This window comes from Limibacterium fermenti (assembly GCF_041902845.1).
Classification (GTDB): domain Bacteria; phylum Bacteroidota; class Bacteroidia; order Bacteroidales; family Dysgonomonadaceae; genus Limibacterium; species Limibacterium fermenti.
On sequence record NZ_CP159486.1, the window covers coordinates 2,906,595 to 2,921,661 of the forward strand.

The 15,067-nt window shown below is 47.0% G+C and carries 15 protein-coding genes; 11 read left to right on the forward strand and 4 right to left on the reverse strand.

What is annotated here, in order from left to right:
* Positions 1-100 precede the first annotated feature (100 nt).
* The 10 genes from ABNK31_RS12610 (at position 101) to ABNK31_RS12655 (ending at position 10,180) form a co-directional block, all read left to right on the forward strand.
* Positions 101-613, forward strand: a complete 513-nt coding sequence (locus ABNK31_RS12610) for a gamma carbonic anhydrase family protein (protein WP_418892857.1) — start codon at positions 101-103, stop codon at positions 611-613.
* Between the two features lie 327 nt (positions 614-940).
* Positions 941-1,408, forward strand: a complete 468-nt coding sequence (rimP, locus tag ABNK31_RS12615) for a ribosome assembly cofactor RimP (protein ID WP_418892858.1) — start codon at positions 941-943, stop codon at positions 1,406-1,408.
* Between the two features lie 6 nt (positions 1,409-1,414).
* Positions 1,415-2,785: a transcription termination factor NusA gene (gene nusA / locus ABNK31_RS12620; RefSeq protein ID WP_418892859.1), complete on the forward strand. Its 1,371-nt coding sequence runs from the start codon at positions 1,415-1,417 to the stop codon at positions 2,783-2,785.
* 75 nt (positions 2,786-2,860) lie between these two features.
* On the forward strand, positions 2,861-6,037 hold the full coding sequence (gene infB / locus ABNK31_RS12625; RefSeq protein ID WP_418892860.1) for a translation initiation factor IF-2: 3,177 nt from the start codon (positions 2,861-2,863) through the stop codon (positions 6,035-6,037).
* A gap of 192 nt (positions 6,038-6,229) precedes the next feature.
* A complete protein-coding gene (locus ABNK31_RS12630; protein ID WP_418892861.1) occupies positions 6,230-6,751 on the forward strand; it encodes an OmpH family outer membrane protein in 522 nt (173 codons plus the stop codon).
* Between the two features lie 153 nt (positions 6,752-6,904).
* Entirely contained in the window at positions 6,905-7,762 is an 858-nt protein-coding gene (gene murI / locus ABNK31_RS12635) for a glutamate racemase (protein ID WP_418892862.1), read from the forward strand.
* Positions 7,759-8,301: a CvpA family protein gene (locus ABNK31_RS12640; RefSeq protein WP_418892863.1), complete on the forward strand. Its 543-nt coding sequence runs from the start codon at positions 7,759-7,761 to the stop codon at positions 8,299-8,301. Before murI ends, ABNK31_RS12640 begins: the two co-directional genes overlap by 4 nt.
* Positions 8,302-8,364: 63 nt before the next feature.
* Positions 8,365-9,051, forward strand: a complete 687-nt coding sequence (locus tag ABNK31_RS12645; RefSeq protein ID WP_418892864.1) for a phosphatidylserine decarboxylase — start codon at positions 8,365-8,367, stop codon at positions 9,049-9,051.
* Positions 9,052-9,139: 88 nt separating this feature from the next.
* Positions 9,140-9,847 carry a CDP-diacylglycerol--serine O-phosphatidyltransferase gene (gene pssA, locus ABNK31_RS12650; protein WP_418892865.1) on the forward strand — a complete coding sequence of 236 codons (708 nt, stop codon included), beginning with the start codon at positions 9,140-9,142 and terminating at the stop codon, positions 9,845-9,847.
* A gap of 78 nt (positions 9,848-9,925) precedes the next feature.
* A complete protein-coding gene (locus ABNK31_RS12655) occupies positions 9,926-10,180 on the forward strand; it encodes a hypothetical protein (protein ID WP_418892866.1) in 255 nt (84 codons plus the stop codon).
* A gap of 59 nt (positions 10,181-10,239) precedes the next feature.
* Here the strand turns inward: ABNK31_RS12655 and ABNK31_RS12660 are convergent, their stop codons facing one another.
* A complete protein-coding gene (locus tag ABNK31_RS12660) occupies positions 10,240-10,464 on the reverse strand; it encodes a LytTR family transcriptional regulator DNA-binding domain-containing protein (RefSeq protein ID WP_418892867.1) in 225 nt (74 codons plus the stop codon).
* A gap of 101 nt (positions 10,465-10,565) precedes the next feature.
* Here ABNK31_RS12660 and ABNK31_RS12665 point away from each other — a divergent pair, with 101 nt between their 5' ends.
* Positions 10,566-12,110 (forward strand): IS1634 family transposase, encoded by a 1,545-nt coding sequence (locus ABNK31_RS12665; RefSeq protein ID WP_418892868.1) that lies wholly within the window; start codon positions 10,566-10,568, stop codon positions 12,108-12,110.
* A gap of 137 nt (positions 12,111-12,247) precedes the next feature.
* On the opposite strand, the gene ABNK31_RS12670 is transcribed toward ABNK31_RS12665, so the two are convergent.
* Genes ABNK31_RS12670 through ABNK31_RS12680 form a run of 3 tightly spaced genes read right to left on the reverse strand, consistent with a single transcriptional unit; the run spans position 12,248 to position 15,066 of the window.
* Complete coding sequence (locus tag ABNK31_RS12670) at positions 12,248-12,958, reverse strand: LytR/AlgR family response regulator transcription factor (RefSeq protein WP_418892869.1); 711 nt, start codon at positions 12,956-12,958, stop codon at positions 12,248-12,250.
* A complete protein-coding gene (locus ABNK31_RS12675; protein WP_418892870.1) occupies positions 12,939-14,018 on the reverse strand; it encodes a sensor histidine kinase in 1,080 nt (359 codons plus the stop codon). Before ABNK31_RS12675 ends, ABNK31_RS12670 begins: the two co-directional genes overlap by 20 nt.
* Positions 14,011-15,066: a sensor histidine kinase gene (locus ABNK31_RS12680; RefSeq protein WP_418892871.1), complete on the reverse strand. Its 1,056-nt coding sequence runs from the start codon at positions 15,064-15,066 to the stop codon at positions 14,011-14,013. Before ABNK31_RS12680 ends, ABNK31_RS12675 begins: the two co-directional genes overlap by 8 nt.
* Position 15,067: the final 1 nt, after the last annotated feature.

A 15,067-nucleotide genomic window follows, 5' to 3' on the forward strand; every position in this document is an offset into this window, starting at 1 on the left:
GAGACCGGAGACTGAAGACCGATGACCGAAGACGAGGAAGACGGGAACTCTTATTTCCAATCTCCAATCTCCAATCACTATCCTCTTAACAATAATAATTATGGCACTTATTAAATCAGTCAGGGGGTTTACCCCCGAAATAGGAGAAGACACGTTTTTGGCCGATAACGCAACGGTTGTCGGCGACGTGATTATGGGAAAGAATTGCAGCATCTGGTTCAACGCCGTGCTGCGCGGGGATGTCAACTCTATCCGCTTGGGCGACCGGGTGAATGTGCAGGACGGAGCCGTTATCCACACGCTTTATCAGAAGTCCGTTTCGATTCTGGGCGACGATGTGACGGTAGGACACAACGCCATCATCCACGGAGCAACGGTCGAGAACGGCGCCCTTATAGGCATGGGAGCAATCGTGCTCGACCATGCCGTCATCGGCGAAGGATCCATCATAGCCGCAGGAGCCGTTATACTTTCGGGCACGAAGGTCGAACCCGGCAGTATCTATGCGGGCGTTCCGGCCAAGTTTGTGAAGAAGGTCGATCCCGAACAATCGAAAGAGATGAATCAAAAAATCGCTTCCAACTACCTGATGTATTCGAGTTGGTTTAAATGATGCTGCGCGATATAGGCTGAGCGGAGCCGATACGAGTTTCGCCCGATAATGTTCGCTACGCTCACGATAGGCCTCCGTCGATGGGAGGTTGGAGGTTAGTGATTGGGGACTAATGACTAATGACTAATGACTAATGACTAATGGCTAATGACTAATGGCTAATGACTAATGACTAATGACTAATGACTGGTGACTGGAGACTGGTGACCGGATAAACGAAAAAAGAGATAAAAATTTTGTGAATACGTTTGAAAATAATATCTTTGCACCGTTAAACGAAAAGGGAAGCAGGAAAAACGGCTTCCTTTTTTATTAGTTATAGCGAATATGATCGAAAAAGCGGCTTTTACCTATCACGTCGAAGAGTTTCTGAAAGAGAGCTCCAGCTATTTGGTAGATGTAATCATTGCAGCCGGCAACAAAGTAACGGTAGAAATCGATAATGACAACGGAGTCCATATCGAAGAGTGTGTTGAATTGAGCCGTTATCTCGAATCGCAATTCAATCGGGATGAAGAAGACTTCGAATTGATCGTCACCTCCTTCGGCTTGACCTCGCCTTTCAAGTCTTTACGTCAATATAAAAAATACGAAGGAAAAGAAGTGGAAGTCCTGACCAAAGACGGGCGAAAATTATCGGGAATACTTTCTTCGTCGGATAGCGAAGGCTTCACGCTAACCGTCAAACGGAGAGTGAAGCCCGAAGGAGCAAAGCGCAAGATAGAGATCGAGGAGGATCTCCGTTTCGTATACGAAGAAATAAAACAGACAAAATACTTAATACAATTCAAATAAAGATATATGGGCAAAAAGAAGGAAACCATTAGCCTAATAGATACATTCTCTGAATTCAACGAATTAAAAAATATCGATAAGGCGACCATGATCAGCGTGCTGGAAGAATCGTTCCGCAGCGTGATCGCCAAGGCCAACGGTACGGATGAGAATTACGACATTATCATCAATCCCGATAAGGGAGACCTCGAAATATGGCGTAACCGGCAGATCGTAGAAGATGATCAGTTGAAAGATCCCAATCTGGAGATTACCCTCTCGGAGGCTCAAAAGATCGATGAGGACTTCGAGGTGGGCGAAGAGGTGACCGACGAATTGTCGCTGGATCATTTCGGACGACGCACCATCCTGAATCTACGTCAGACACTGGCCTCAAAGATTCTGGAACTCGAAAAAGACAACCTGTACAATAAATATAAAGAACGGGTGGGCCAAATCGTATCGGGTGAAGTGTACCAGATATGGAAAAAAGAATTGCTTTTGCTCGACGATGAGCATAACGAACTCTTGCTGCCCAAGACGGAACAGATTCCAAGCGACTTTTTCAGGAAAGGAGAAACGGCGCGCGCGGTAGTGGCACGGGTGGAGAATAAAAACAATAACCCGAAGATCATCCTGTCCCGCACCTCTCCGGTATTTCTCGAACGGTTGTTCGAAATGGAGATTCCGGAAATTGCCGACGGACTGATCACCATAAAAGGGATCGTCCGCATCCCGGGTGAAAGAGCCAAGGTGGCGGTAGAAGCTTATGACGACCGCATCGACCCCGTAGGCGCCTGTGTGGGCATGAAGGGGTTCCGTATCCACGGCATCGTACGCGAGTTGCGAAACGAAAACATCGATGTGATCAACTACACCAACAATACATCGCTTTACATACAACGGGCACTGAGTCCGGCAAAAATCAACTCCATCACGTTGAAAGAAGAGGAACATCGCGCCGAGGTATTCCTCAATCCCGAAGAAGTATCGTTGGCGATCGGTAAAGGCGGGGCGAACATCAAGTTGGCCTCCATGCTCACCGGATATACCATTGAAGTATTCCGTGACATCGAAGGAGTCGACGAAGAAGATATCTATTTGGATGAATTCCGAGATGAAATCGACGGGTGGGTTATCGACCAACTGAAACGCATCGGATGCTCCACCGCGAAAAACGTGTTGGCTATGGACCGCGAACGGTTGATAAAGGAAGCGGATTTGGAAGAAAGCACTGTTGACGAAGTATTGGCTATCTTGCGCTTTGAATTTGAAGGGGAAGACGAACAGGATGAAGAATCCGACAACGGACACGATATAGAACCCGCCACCGAAGAAAATTCGGAAGAGGATGTACAGGAAGATGCCGATACGGACACCGAAGAGGTGAAAGAATGAGGTCTTCGCGTAGAATAAACAGAGAGTAACAACGCTACATAAAACCATATATAGAGAAAAGAATAACAGATATATATGCCTATAAGACTAATAAAAGTATCTAAAAATTTGAATGTAGGAATCAACAGCCTGGTTGAATTTCTGCACAAAAAAGGTGTTGAAATAGAAGCCAACCCGAATGTAAAAATCGAGGATGACCACTATGATATGCTGATTGCAGAATTCGGCAAAGACAAAAAGATCCGCACGGAAGCGACCGAAACACGTGAAAAACTCCATCGAAAAGAAGATAACCGCGAAACGGTAGCCATAGAAGGGTATGAGCTACCCGAACCGGCCCTGAAAAAGAAAACGGAAAAAGAAACGATAAAGACTGAAATACCCAATGAAATGAAGCCGCACTTGAATGTCATCGGCAATATCGATTTGGATAATTTAAACAAGAAAAAATCGGACGTAGAAGACGCGCCTCAATCTCAACCCGAACCCGAAGTGGAAGAGGAGAAAGAAAAGGAAGAAAAAAAACCGGCCGAAACACCGGCGGAGCACTCCGTTGAACCGACCGCCGCCCAAGTTGATGCGCAAGAACCGGAAAGGGACGAAAAAACCGAAACGATACAAAACGAACAACCGACTCCCGAAGAAATAATACCGGCGCCCGAAAAAATAACGGAAAAACCGGAAATACCGCAAACTCCCGAACCCGAGCCTGTAAAGGAAACCATCGTTCCGCCGGCAGAGGAAAAAAAGGAGGAAAAGAAAGAGGAAAAAGCCGAAGAGCTCCCCTCGCCCGATGAAACGCCTGCCGCCGAACCGGAAAAGGCCGAAGATTCTCCCGTGGAAAAAGAAGCGACTCCGGCGCCCGAAGAAAAGGAAGAGCCACAACAAGAGGATAATCATAAACAAGAAATAGAACTTACCGAGGTGGAACAACCTTCCCAAGAGAAGACGGAACAAAAAGAGCCGGAGGAAATCTTCCGGATCCATCAGAACAAGCCTGAAGCGAAGATTGTCGTAAAAGGGACAATCGATCTGAATTCCATAAACGATAAAACGCGCCCTCCCCGCAAATCGAAAGCGCAGCGCAAAAAAGAACGACTCGAACGCGAGCAAAAAGAACTCGACAATAAGAAGTTGAGAGACGAAAAAGTGAAACTGCTCAAGAAAGAGGCCATCGATGAAAATAAAAAGAAGGGGGCCGATGAAGGCGACGGCGCGGACGCTAAAAAGAAAAAGCGGAAACGTATCCGCACGGGTAAAGTCAATATTGAAAAGCCCGGCAACCTCGACGCATCGCAACGCGGCGGCGAACGGAAGTTTTTACTGAAAAAACCGGTAAGGGCCGAGATTAGCGACGATGATGTGCAAAAGCAAATAAAAGAAACATTAGCCCGCCTGACAGAGAAAAAAGGAGGAAAAGGCGGCGCAAAATACCGCCGGGAAAAGCGCGAATCCATGGCTCAGAAACATGAGTTGGAGAAAAACCAGCGCGAGAAAGAAAGCCTCATCCTGCAATTGACCGAATTCGTGACGGCAAACGACTTAGCCAACCTGATGAACGTTCCGGTGACGGATATTATCTCCACTTGTATGAGTCTCGGAGTGATGGTGGCTATTAACCAACGCCTCGACGCGGAAACGATTAATATTGTAGCGGAGGAATTCGGGTTTAAAACGAAATATGTCAGCGCCGACGTCATCGACGTGCTCGATGAAGAAGAGGATGATGCGGAAGACTTGAAACCCAGGCCGCCCATCGTTACGGTAATGGGACACGTAGACCACGGTAAGACCTCGCTGCTCGACAATATCCGCAAAACGAACGTCATCGCAGGCGAAGCGGGCGGTATCACCCAGCATATCGGCGCATACAACGTACAGTTGAAAGACGGACGCAGGATTACGTTCCTCGATACTCCCGGCCACGAAGCCTTTACGGCGATGCGGGCGCGCGGAGCGAAGGTTACGGACGTGGCAATCATTATTGTCGCGGCCGACGACAACGTGATGCCTCAAACGGTGGAAGCGATCAACCATGCGGCCGCCGCCGGAGTACCCATCGTGTTTGCCATCAATAAAATCGATAAACCGGGAGCCAATCCCGACAAAATAAAAGAGCGGCTTGCCGAAATGAACTATCTGGTGGAGGAATGGGGCGGTAAATACCAGTCGCAGGATATCTCCGCCAAGCAGGGCATCGGCGTGGAAGATCTGCTCGAAAAGGTATTGCTCGAAGCCGACTTGTTGGAGCTACACGCCAATCCCGACCGGGCAGCCAAAGGCTCCATCATTGAGTCGTCGCTCGACAAGGGACGCGGATACGTCGCCACGGTGCTGGTCGAAAACGGCACTCTCCGCCAAGGAGACATCCTGCTGGCGGGAGCTTACTTCGGCCGCGTCAAGGCAATGTTCAACGAACGAAACCAACGCATCGAAGAGGCGGGTCCTTCGGCGCCGGCCCTTGTATTGGGACTGAACGGCGCCCCGCAAGCCGGCGACAAATTCAATGTCCTGGAGTCGGAGCAAGAAGCCCGCAGCATTGCCACGCGCCGCGAACAGTTGCAGCGCGAACAGTCCATCCGCACGCAAAAGATGCTTACGCTCGACGACATCGGCCGCCGCATCGCCATCGGCAACTTCCAACAATTGAACATCATTGTGAAGGGAGACGTAGACGGCTCCGTGGAAGCGCTGTCGGATTCGCTCATCCGGCTTTCAACCCCGCAAATCGAAGTCAATGTCATCCATAAAGCCGTCGGACAGATATCCGAGTCGGATATTTCGCTGGCCGCCGCATCGGACGCCATCATCATCGGGTTCCAGGTGCGTCCGTCGCTCAATGCGCGCAAAGAGGCGGAGAAAGAAGGCGTCGACATCCGTCTGTATTCCATCATTTACGATGCAATCGAACAGGTAACGGCGGCTATGGAAGGAATGCTTTCGCCGGAAATCAAAGAAGAGATTACCGGGAATGCCGAAGTGCTCGAAGTCTTCAAAATATCGAAGGTGGGTACGGTTGCCGGTTGTATGGTAAGGGACGGAAAGATAAAACGTTCGAACAAAGTACGGCTTATTCGCGACGGAATCGTTATCTTTACCGGCGAATTCGAATCGCTGAAACGTTTCAAAGAAGATATAAAGGAAGTATCTTCGGGATACGAATGCGGTATCACCATCCACAACTTCAACGATATCAAAGTCGGCGATGTGGTGGAGGCGTACGAAGAAATAGAAGTGAAAAAAACGTTGTAAAACGTTTTGATATTAGTTTGTAACCAGTTGACATTGTAATTTTATATCATCCTACCTTGATGTCGGTCGCATCTGTTACCACACGTAACAGATGCGGCCAGAACACACGGAAGGATAATTACAATCGCCAACTCGGGTTACGGGGATTCAAAATTTAAGATTCGAGATTTAAGATTATAAAACAAAACGGTTATGACAAGAAAAATGATCTTTAGCCTTTGTGTATTTATTTTTTCGCTGAGTGTGGCCGCTTTTTCACAGGTAACGCCTGTCACGGTTGCCTATGTTAATACGACCGAACTCCTGAACGCATTACCCGAAAAGGAGCAAGCCACCCAACAACTGACGGCCTTAAGCGAAAGCTATAAAAAGGAATTGGAAGTGATACAAAACGATTACAACAAAAAGTATTCGGACTATATCACCTATCAGAGTAACCTGGCGGAGAACATCAAGTTGCGCAGAATGCAGGAACTTACTGAACTGGAAAAGCATATGCAGGAGTTCATGCAATTGGCTCAACGCGATATCGAAGAACAGGAAAAAGTGCTGTTGCAGCCGCTGAAGCAAAAGATAACCGATGCCATCCGCATCGTCGGAATCGAACAAAACTTCACGGTGATCTACGACCTGGCGAATCCGGGCATTGCTTTTTTAGCTCCGTCGGCTGTCAATGCCAATCCTTATGTAAGGCAGAAGCTGGGTATCCGGTAAGAAGACAAGGAGACGGGGAGAGCGAGGGACAAGGAGAAGAGATAGTGCTTCGCGATTGGGGCTTCGCCCGATACGCCTTCGGCGGATAAGGTTGCGCGATAAGGGCTGTAAGCCCGGTATGCGAACTCGTGGCTCATGGTTTCTTAGGATAATATGACAGAAAAAAAACAATCACTACCGGTAAACGGCGCAATAGGCGTTTTCGATTCGGGATACGGCGGCCTGACCGTGCTCTCGGAAATAAAGGCCTTATTGCCGCAATACGATTACGTCTATTTGGGAGACAACGCACGGGCGCCTTACGGCGGTCGCTCATTCGACTTGGTATACCAATTTACGCTCGAAGCGGTACAGTGGTTCTTCGCACAAGGATGCCCGTTGGTCATTCTAGCCTGCAACACAGCTTCAGCGAAAGCGCTGCGAACCATTCAACAGATCGACCTCCCCCATATCGATGCACAACGCCGTGTGCTGGGAGTGATCCGGCCGACGGCTGAATCGGTGGCGCAACTCACGCATAACGGACACGTCGGCGTGTTGGGCACGGAAGGAACCATACAATCGGAATCGTATATAATGGAAATCCGCAAGTTGCATCCGCAACTGACCGTTACCGGCGAAGCTTGCCCCATGTGGGTGCCGTTGGTGGAAAACCGGGAATACGACAAACCCGGGGCGGACTATTTCGTACAACAATATATCGAACGGTTGCTGGAAAAAGATCCGCAGATCGACACGATCATTTTAGGCTGTACGCATTATCCGCTCTTATGGGATAAAATACGGCGCTTCACGCCCCAAGGAATACAACTGATGTCGCAAGGAAAGTACATCGCGGAGAGCCTGAAAGATTACCTGCGCCGCCATCCCGAAATGGAAGTCCGCTGCACTAAAAATGCGACGGTCGATTATTATACCACCGAATCGCCTGAAAAGTTCCGGCGCTCGGCCTCCCTGTTTTTACAGGAAGACATTCACGCACAAAAAGCACTAATGGAATCTAACCGATGAATTGGCTCGATTTTACCACCGGCGTATTTTTACTGATTGCCTTGATTAACGGTTACCGCAAGGGATTGATCAACCAGGCGATCGTATTGGCGACCGTCATCTTGTCGGCTGTTTTCGGAGGGAAAGCGGCGAAGATGCTCCTGCCGGAAGTGACGCGGCTGATCGACGTGGCGCCCAATGTCGCGCATGTGCTCTCGTACGTGTTCGCCTTTATCGGTATCGCTATCGTCATTTCACTGATCGGCAGGCTGATCGAAAGGTTTATCGAAGTCATCCATCTGAGTTCCATCAACCGGATGTTGGGTAGCGTGCTCGCCGTCGCCAGCACGATGGTCGTACTGAGCATTTTCTTAAACCTGGTCTTGATGCTCGATACACAAGAGAATGTTATCAAAAGCAAGACCAAGGAAGAGTCGTTCTTTTTTAATCGTGTGGAAGCGGTAGTACCGGCAATCGTTCCCTATCTCAACAAAGATGTGTGGGAGGAATATATCCCCGAACGATACCGGAAAGAAGTTGAAAAAAAGTATGAAGTATGAGGGAGGAAGGAGGAACTGCTCATCCATCATACATCATACATCATACATCATAATTGATTATACATGAGAATTCATCGCGAAGGAAGGAAACAGGTAATAGGGGGATTGGCAGGCATGGCCTTGCTGAATGCCGGGTTATTTTATTTCCTCTCGTCCCTTGTTGTGCCGGTCATAGTCCTGTGCCTGTCATTGTTCGGGGCCTATACGCTCATCTCGTTCTACAAGGAGCCGCACAAACCGGCGCCGCCACGCAGGGAGGGATATATCAATTCGCCCAACGACGGCAAGGTGGTGGCTATCGAACGGGTGTTCGAGAAAGATTTTCTGCAAACCCATTGCATACAGATTTCCGTATATATGACCTTTTTCAACGCCCATTCCAATTGGGTGCCCGTCACGGGAAAGGTAACGCACGTGTCTCACCGAGCGGGCAATTATCATCTGGCATACCTTCCCAAGTCGAGTTGCGAGAACGAGCACTCGAACATTGTGATCGTCCCGCCGCAAGGACCGCCGATCCTCACGCGTCAGATTGCGGGCGCTTTCGCCCGAAGGATTGTCACGTATCTTCACGAGGGACAAGAAGTCATAAGCGGCGAACCGTTAGGGTTCATCAAATTCGGCTCGCGCATGGATGTCTTCATCCCCGAGGATAGCGAAGTGCTGGTCAAGATTGGCGATCAGGTGCGGGCGAACAAAACGTACCTGGCACGACTAAACAATGCACAATGGACAATTAACAATGGATAATGCACAATGCCGGTGACCGATGACTGGAGACTTGTGACTGGAGACCGGAGACCAGTGACTGGAGACCAGTGACTAAAAACAAACAAAAATGAAACATCTTCCGAACATACTTACCTTGAGCAACTTGTTTTCGGGATGCATCGCTACGGTGATGGCTTTTCAAGGGGACTTTAAAGCGGTGGTGATCTGGGTGATCGTGGCGGCGGTATTCGATTTCTTCGACGGCTTTGCCGCACGCTTGCTGCACGCGCCCTCGGCGATAGGCAAAGAACTCGACTCGCTGGCCGATGTCATCAGCTTCGGACTGGCGCCGGCAAGTGCGGTATTCGTATTACTGCGCGACTTTACGCTTTACCCGGCTTTCGTCGCACCGCTGGAAACGATCATTCCTTACGCGGCTTTCCTTATTCCGGTGTTTTCGGCCTTGAGGCTGGCTAAATTCAACATCGACGAACGGCAAACAACCGGCTTTATAGGCCTCCCTACTCCCGCCAACGGACTGTTTTGGATAAGCTATTGCTTCGGCGTACAACCCCTGGCCTACCTGCATCCGTCGCTGTTCTATTCCACTATCGGCTTTATCTTGGTGCTCTCGCTCTTGATGGTCGCCGAAATACCCATGTTCTCCCTGAAAGTGAAAAAGCTGCGCTTGAAAGGCAATGAGCGGCAGGTATTGCTCATTGTCTTGACAATCGCCTTTGTCGCCCTTTGGGGCATTATAGGCATCGCTTGGGGCATGCTGGCCTATATCGCCATCTCCCTGATGACGCAATCATACAGGGCGGAGAATCGTTAAATAATCAAAAGCATTGATCTGCATTCTATTATTCATTGTATCTTTACTCTCGGATAACTGAAAACTTAAAACAACGATATGGGATTTATACTTAAAATTATCTTATTCTTTATTGTCATCTCCTTTCTTTTCAGGGCTTTTTTCGCATGGGTTTCCCATATTGCCGGCAAAAAGAGTACGCCTCCGGGCACGCGCCAACAGAGCCGCCCGTCGCCCTCCGAACCCGAAACGCAGGAAGAGCGCATCATCTCTTATCAGAAGAAAAGTTTCGAAACCACCGAAGCGGAAGATGTCGACTTCGTAGAAATAAAGGACCGAGACAAAGAACAATAGAGCCGAGATGTCGTTGCGGACTTAACCCGCAGGCCCCTGATAAAATGACATTACTTCACCTATTCCTTTTTCATCAAATCGGTAAAAAACAGTTCGCGGTATGACTCTCCGATGGCAATTTCATAATCCTCGATAAAGACATCGTTGTTATCGAACGAGTCGATATGCTCCTTATTCACAATAGACGAACGGTTAACGCGCAAAAATACACGTTGAGGTAACAACTCATGAATACCCTTGATGTTCAACCGGGTGATCAGCCGCCTGTTTCCTGACTTCGACACTTTTAAAACTCTCTTTTTATAACCATCTCATATTTATATATTTGCGTATTTTGCGACACCAAAATGGGTGTCGCAAGCAAGAAAAGTCCTAATTTTGCGGTATGTATGTACGCAAAAAACGAAACAGGTCGGGCAGTACCAGTGTTGTTATCGTTGATAAAAGCACCGGCAAAATCCGTTATTTGAAAACAATCGGTACCAGTTCTGATGAAAAAGAAATTGAGATGTTTTATCAATCGGGCAAAAAATGGATTTCCAAGCAAGTTGGCGTGCGTGATATGTTCCGGGAAGCGCAACGAAAAGAAGAGGAAAAACAAGTTACCGAACATCTTTTGAGTAATATTGAAAACATCTTGCTTAATGGAACTCAACTGATACTGAATCAGGTTTTCAAACTTATTGGTTTTGACTCCATAGATGATGAGATATTGAAGCATTTGGTTATAGCACGACTGTGTCAGCCTTCAAGTAAGGCAGGTACGGTTGATTATCTTCAGTCTTATTTTGACGAAGATATTGAATTGCACAAGATTTACAGGTATCTTGACAAATTATACAACACACAGCAGGATAAGGTGCAAAGAATCAGTGTAGCGCACACTAAAAAGATTTTAGGAGGTGCCATTGGGCTTGTGTTTTACGACGTAACCACGCTCTATTTTGAAACGGATGAGAGCGACGACTTGCGGGAAAGGGGCTTTTCCAAAGACGGTAAACACGCCCAACCGCAGATTGTTTTAGGTTTGTTGGTCAGTAAAGGCGGCTATCCGTTGAGTTACTCGATTTTCAATGGTTCTCAATACGAAGGACGAACAATGATTCCAATCGTAGAAGATTTTGTGAAACGCTTCGATTTGGAAGATTTTGTGGTTGTAGCCGATTCGGGATTGATGAATAAAAGCAATATCTCTCTTTTAGAATCAGGCGGCTACAAATACATTATCGGGGCAAGGATAAAGAATGAAAACGAAGAAATCAAGCAATGGATTTTATCGTTGAAAAAGCAGGACGGACTATTTCATGAACTTGTCAAGTTGGCCCAATCACGCTTGGTTGTGGGTTATACCGACAAACGGGCAAAGAAAGATAAATATAACCGCGAAAAGGGAATAAAACGCTTGAAATCAGCCTGTAAAAGCGGACAGCTTACCAAAGAAAACATCAACAAGCGCGGTTATAACAAGTTTTTGGAAATATCTGATAATGTAAAAGTTTCAATCAATCAAGAGAAAATCATCGAAGACGAGAAATGGGACGGTTTGAAAGGTTACATCACCAACACAGACCTGCCTGCAAAAGAAGTTTACGAGCAATACAGCGGGCTGTGGCAGGTTGAAAACGCGTTTAGGGTAACTAAGGGCAAAATTGAGTTACGACCAATGTTTCACTTTACCCATGAACGGATAGAGGCGCATGTTTGCCTCTGTTTCGTGGCATACAAGGTTTATAAGGAATTGGAACGAATATTGAAAAACAACAATATAGGCTTGAGTGTGGATAAAGTTTTGAATATTTCCAAAACAATTACTACCTTGAAAATCAGGTTGCCACTCAGTGGCGAAACGCTTACCAAAACCATGCTGCTGACAGCTCGGCACAAGTCTATCGCCCGATTGTTCGACCCTGATTTCTGGAAAATCGGTTAGGGTGTCGCATTGTCGAAGTCAGGCGAAGCGGAAGATGTCGACTTCGTAGAAATAAAGGACCGAGACAAAGAACAATAGAGCCGAGATGTCGTTGCGGACTTAACCCGCAGGCCCCTGATAAAATGACATTACTTCACCTATTCCTTTTTCATCAAATCGGTAAAAAACAGTTCGCGGTATGACTCTCCGATGGCAATTTCATAATCCTCGATAAAGACATCGTTGTTATCGAACGAGTCGATATGCTCCTTATTCACAATAGACGAACGGTTAACGCGCAAAAATACACGTTGAGGTAACAACTCATGAATACCCTTGATGTTCAATCGGGTGATCAGCCGCCTGTTTTGCAACTGAATAACGACATAGTCCTTCAATCCTTCGATGAACAGGATTTCGTCAAACCGTACTTTAAAAAAACGCCGTTCAGACCGGATAAAAATGTGGTGTTCTCCAGTATTTTCCACCGCAGTCCGCTGTTCCTCGGCCATCAGCAGTTGATGGTAGCCGATGGCTTTATCCACAGCTTTACGAAAGCGTGTTCCATCAATAGGTTTTACAAGATAATCCACCGCATCCACTTCGTAACTGTCGACGGCATATTCGGAAAAAGCGGTAGTAAAGATGACCAGAGTCTGACGGGGAATGCTGCGGGCAAACTCCAAGCCGTTGACACCCGACATTTGAATATCCAGAAAGACTAAATCCACCGCATGGTTTTCCATAAACAGTGAAGCCGATTCGGCGCTGTTGAACTCGCCAGTCAATTCCAATTGAGGAATCCCAATAAGGCTCTTTTTTATTCCGATGCGGGCAATGGGCTCATCGTCAACAATAATACACTTCATTTTCATCGAGTTTAATCTGTAAATTCACCGTATACACCGTCACTCTATCTTTAATCGTCAAGATGTAACGTTGAGGAAACAACAATTCGAGGCGGCGTTGTATATTGGCCAATCCCAAGCCACTACTCTCATGAGCCACAGAACAAATCCGCTTGGAATTTTCACAAACAAAATGCAGACCGCCTTCAATCCAATCGAACGAAAGGTGCACATAGGCTTCCATCCCATCTGTATTATGTTTTACGGCATTTTCCACAAAAGGGATAAAGAGCAAAGGAGGAATACGGACTTCTTCGGGTAGGCTTTTTTGCTCGACGGTATAGTCAAAATGATCACGCCGTGTTTTTTCCAGCTCCAGAAAATCCGTCAGAAAGGCGATATCGGAGGCCAACAGCACATGGTCGCGGCCACTGTCTTCAAATTGATAACGCAAAAGGTCGTCAAGGCGGGAAAGGATATGGGAAGACAAGCTGGGATTTTCTTCCGCCATAATATTTGCGTTGTTCAACATATTGAAAAGGAAATGCGGATTGATTTGGCTTTTCAGATATTGCAATTCCGACTGCAACGCGGCGGTTTGCAACTCATTTCTCCGATGCCCGTAACGTAACCAATAGCGGAAGAACAAAGCAGCCGAACTCCCAGCAATCAACAGGCCAATGGAAAAGACCGACGAAAACAATGTGAGCAAAATCGCCGATATATCGTGTCCTCTTACCGGCCCTTCAGAATCCTCAAACAGCGATTGTATCACGACGGCGATTAAAAGAATGACAGCAATTAAGACTATGACCGAAAGGAGATATCTCACCATCTTATTTTTTATGAGAAACCGGGGTGCCAGCCAATATATATTGATATACACCAACAAATTGATGATAAAATAATACCCTATCCATCCGTAAAACCGCCCGGAAGAGAAATTGACATCTCCGAATCCGTCAATCAAACTACTGAAACTAATCAGAAGAATCATTCCTTGCAACAACACATGCCGAAGAAGCCGGTTTCGTGGATTCAAGAGGAAATCGCTTATTCTAAACTCATGAGTGTCAATCATTATTTTCCAGTTTAAGAGTGATGGAATCTGTGTCGTAATTCAAGCAGTAGACCTCGGGATAGAGCAATTCGATACGTTGCCTCACCGGTTGCAAAGCGGAAGTGTCGGTGCTGAAATACGCGTTCTCCAACCGGCAGGTAAACTGCAGGCCATCGCCTGAATGCTCGAAAGATAGATGTATAAACGGATTCTCTCCTATATGGATATGCTCTACGGCATACCGGACAAAAGGCATGAACAACAAAGGGGGAATCCACATCGGCTGCATGCTTTCCTCCACCTGTACGGAATAATCAAACCGACAGGAACAGATACGTTCCAATTTCAAATAATCGGATATAAAATTCACTTCGGCTTGCAACAATACTTTCTCCCTTCGGCAATCATATAGTTGATACCTTAACAATTGACTGAGCTGAAAGAGTATTACTGAAACCTTGCTGGAATCGTTCTGCACCAGGTCGGAAGTCAGCCTAAGGACGGCCGAAATAAATGCAGGATTAAGTTGTTCCTTAAATGTCCGTATTTCGGTTTGGACTTTCTGTTTTTCCAATTGCGCCACCTCCTCGCGCTCATTGTTCCATTGTCGTAACAGCGCGGTGGCCGAAAGCCCGAATAGGCAAATCATATTTGTCAGAAAAAAAGAGAAGAAATCTCCGATACTACCCGGCTTCAAATGACTTAAATAGTATGTGGGGGATAAGCCGAGATAGAGAGCGAGTTCCTGTGTAGTCTGCAAAAAGACAAAGATAAAAACCACCCCCGAAAGCAGGAAAATATATTTCGAATACTTTCCCTTGAACAGATAGTGCGGCAACAGATAATATAAGTTGAGATAGGCCACCGCCAAATAAACCGCGAATATACTCACCACAAAAAAGATCCACAGCGGCAAGGAAATACCGGGATAGAGTTGATAACAATGCACCTGTCTCCCTAACGCGATAATAGCCAACGCGAATGCCAACAATGCATGACGCCCCACCCTGAACGGCTTACCGAACAGGAAACGATACACAAAAGATATTGAAGCAATTTCCGTATTCATT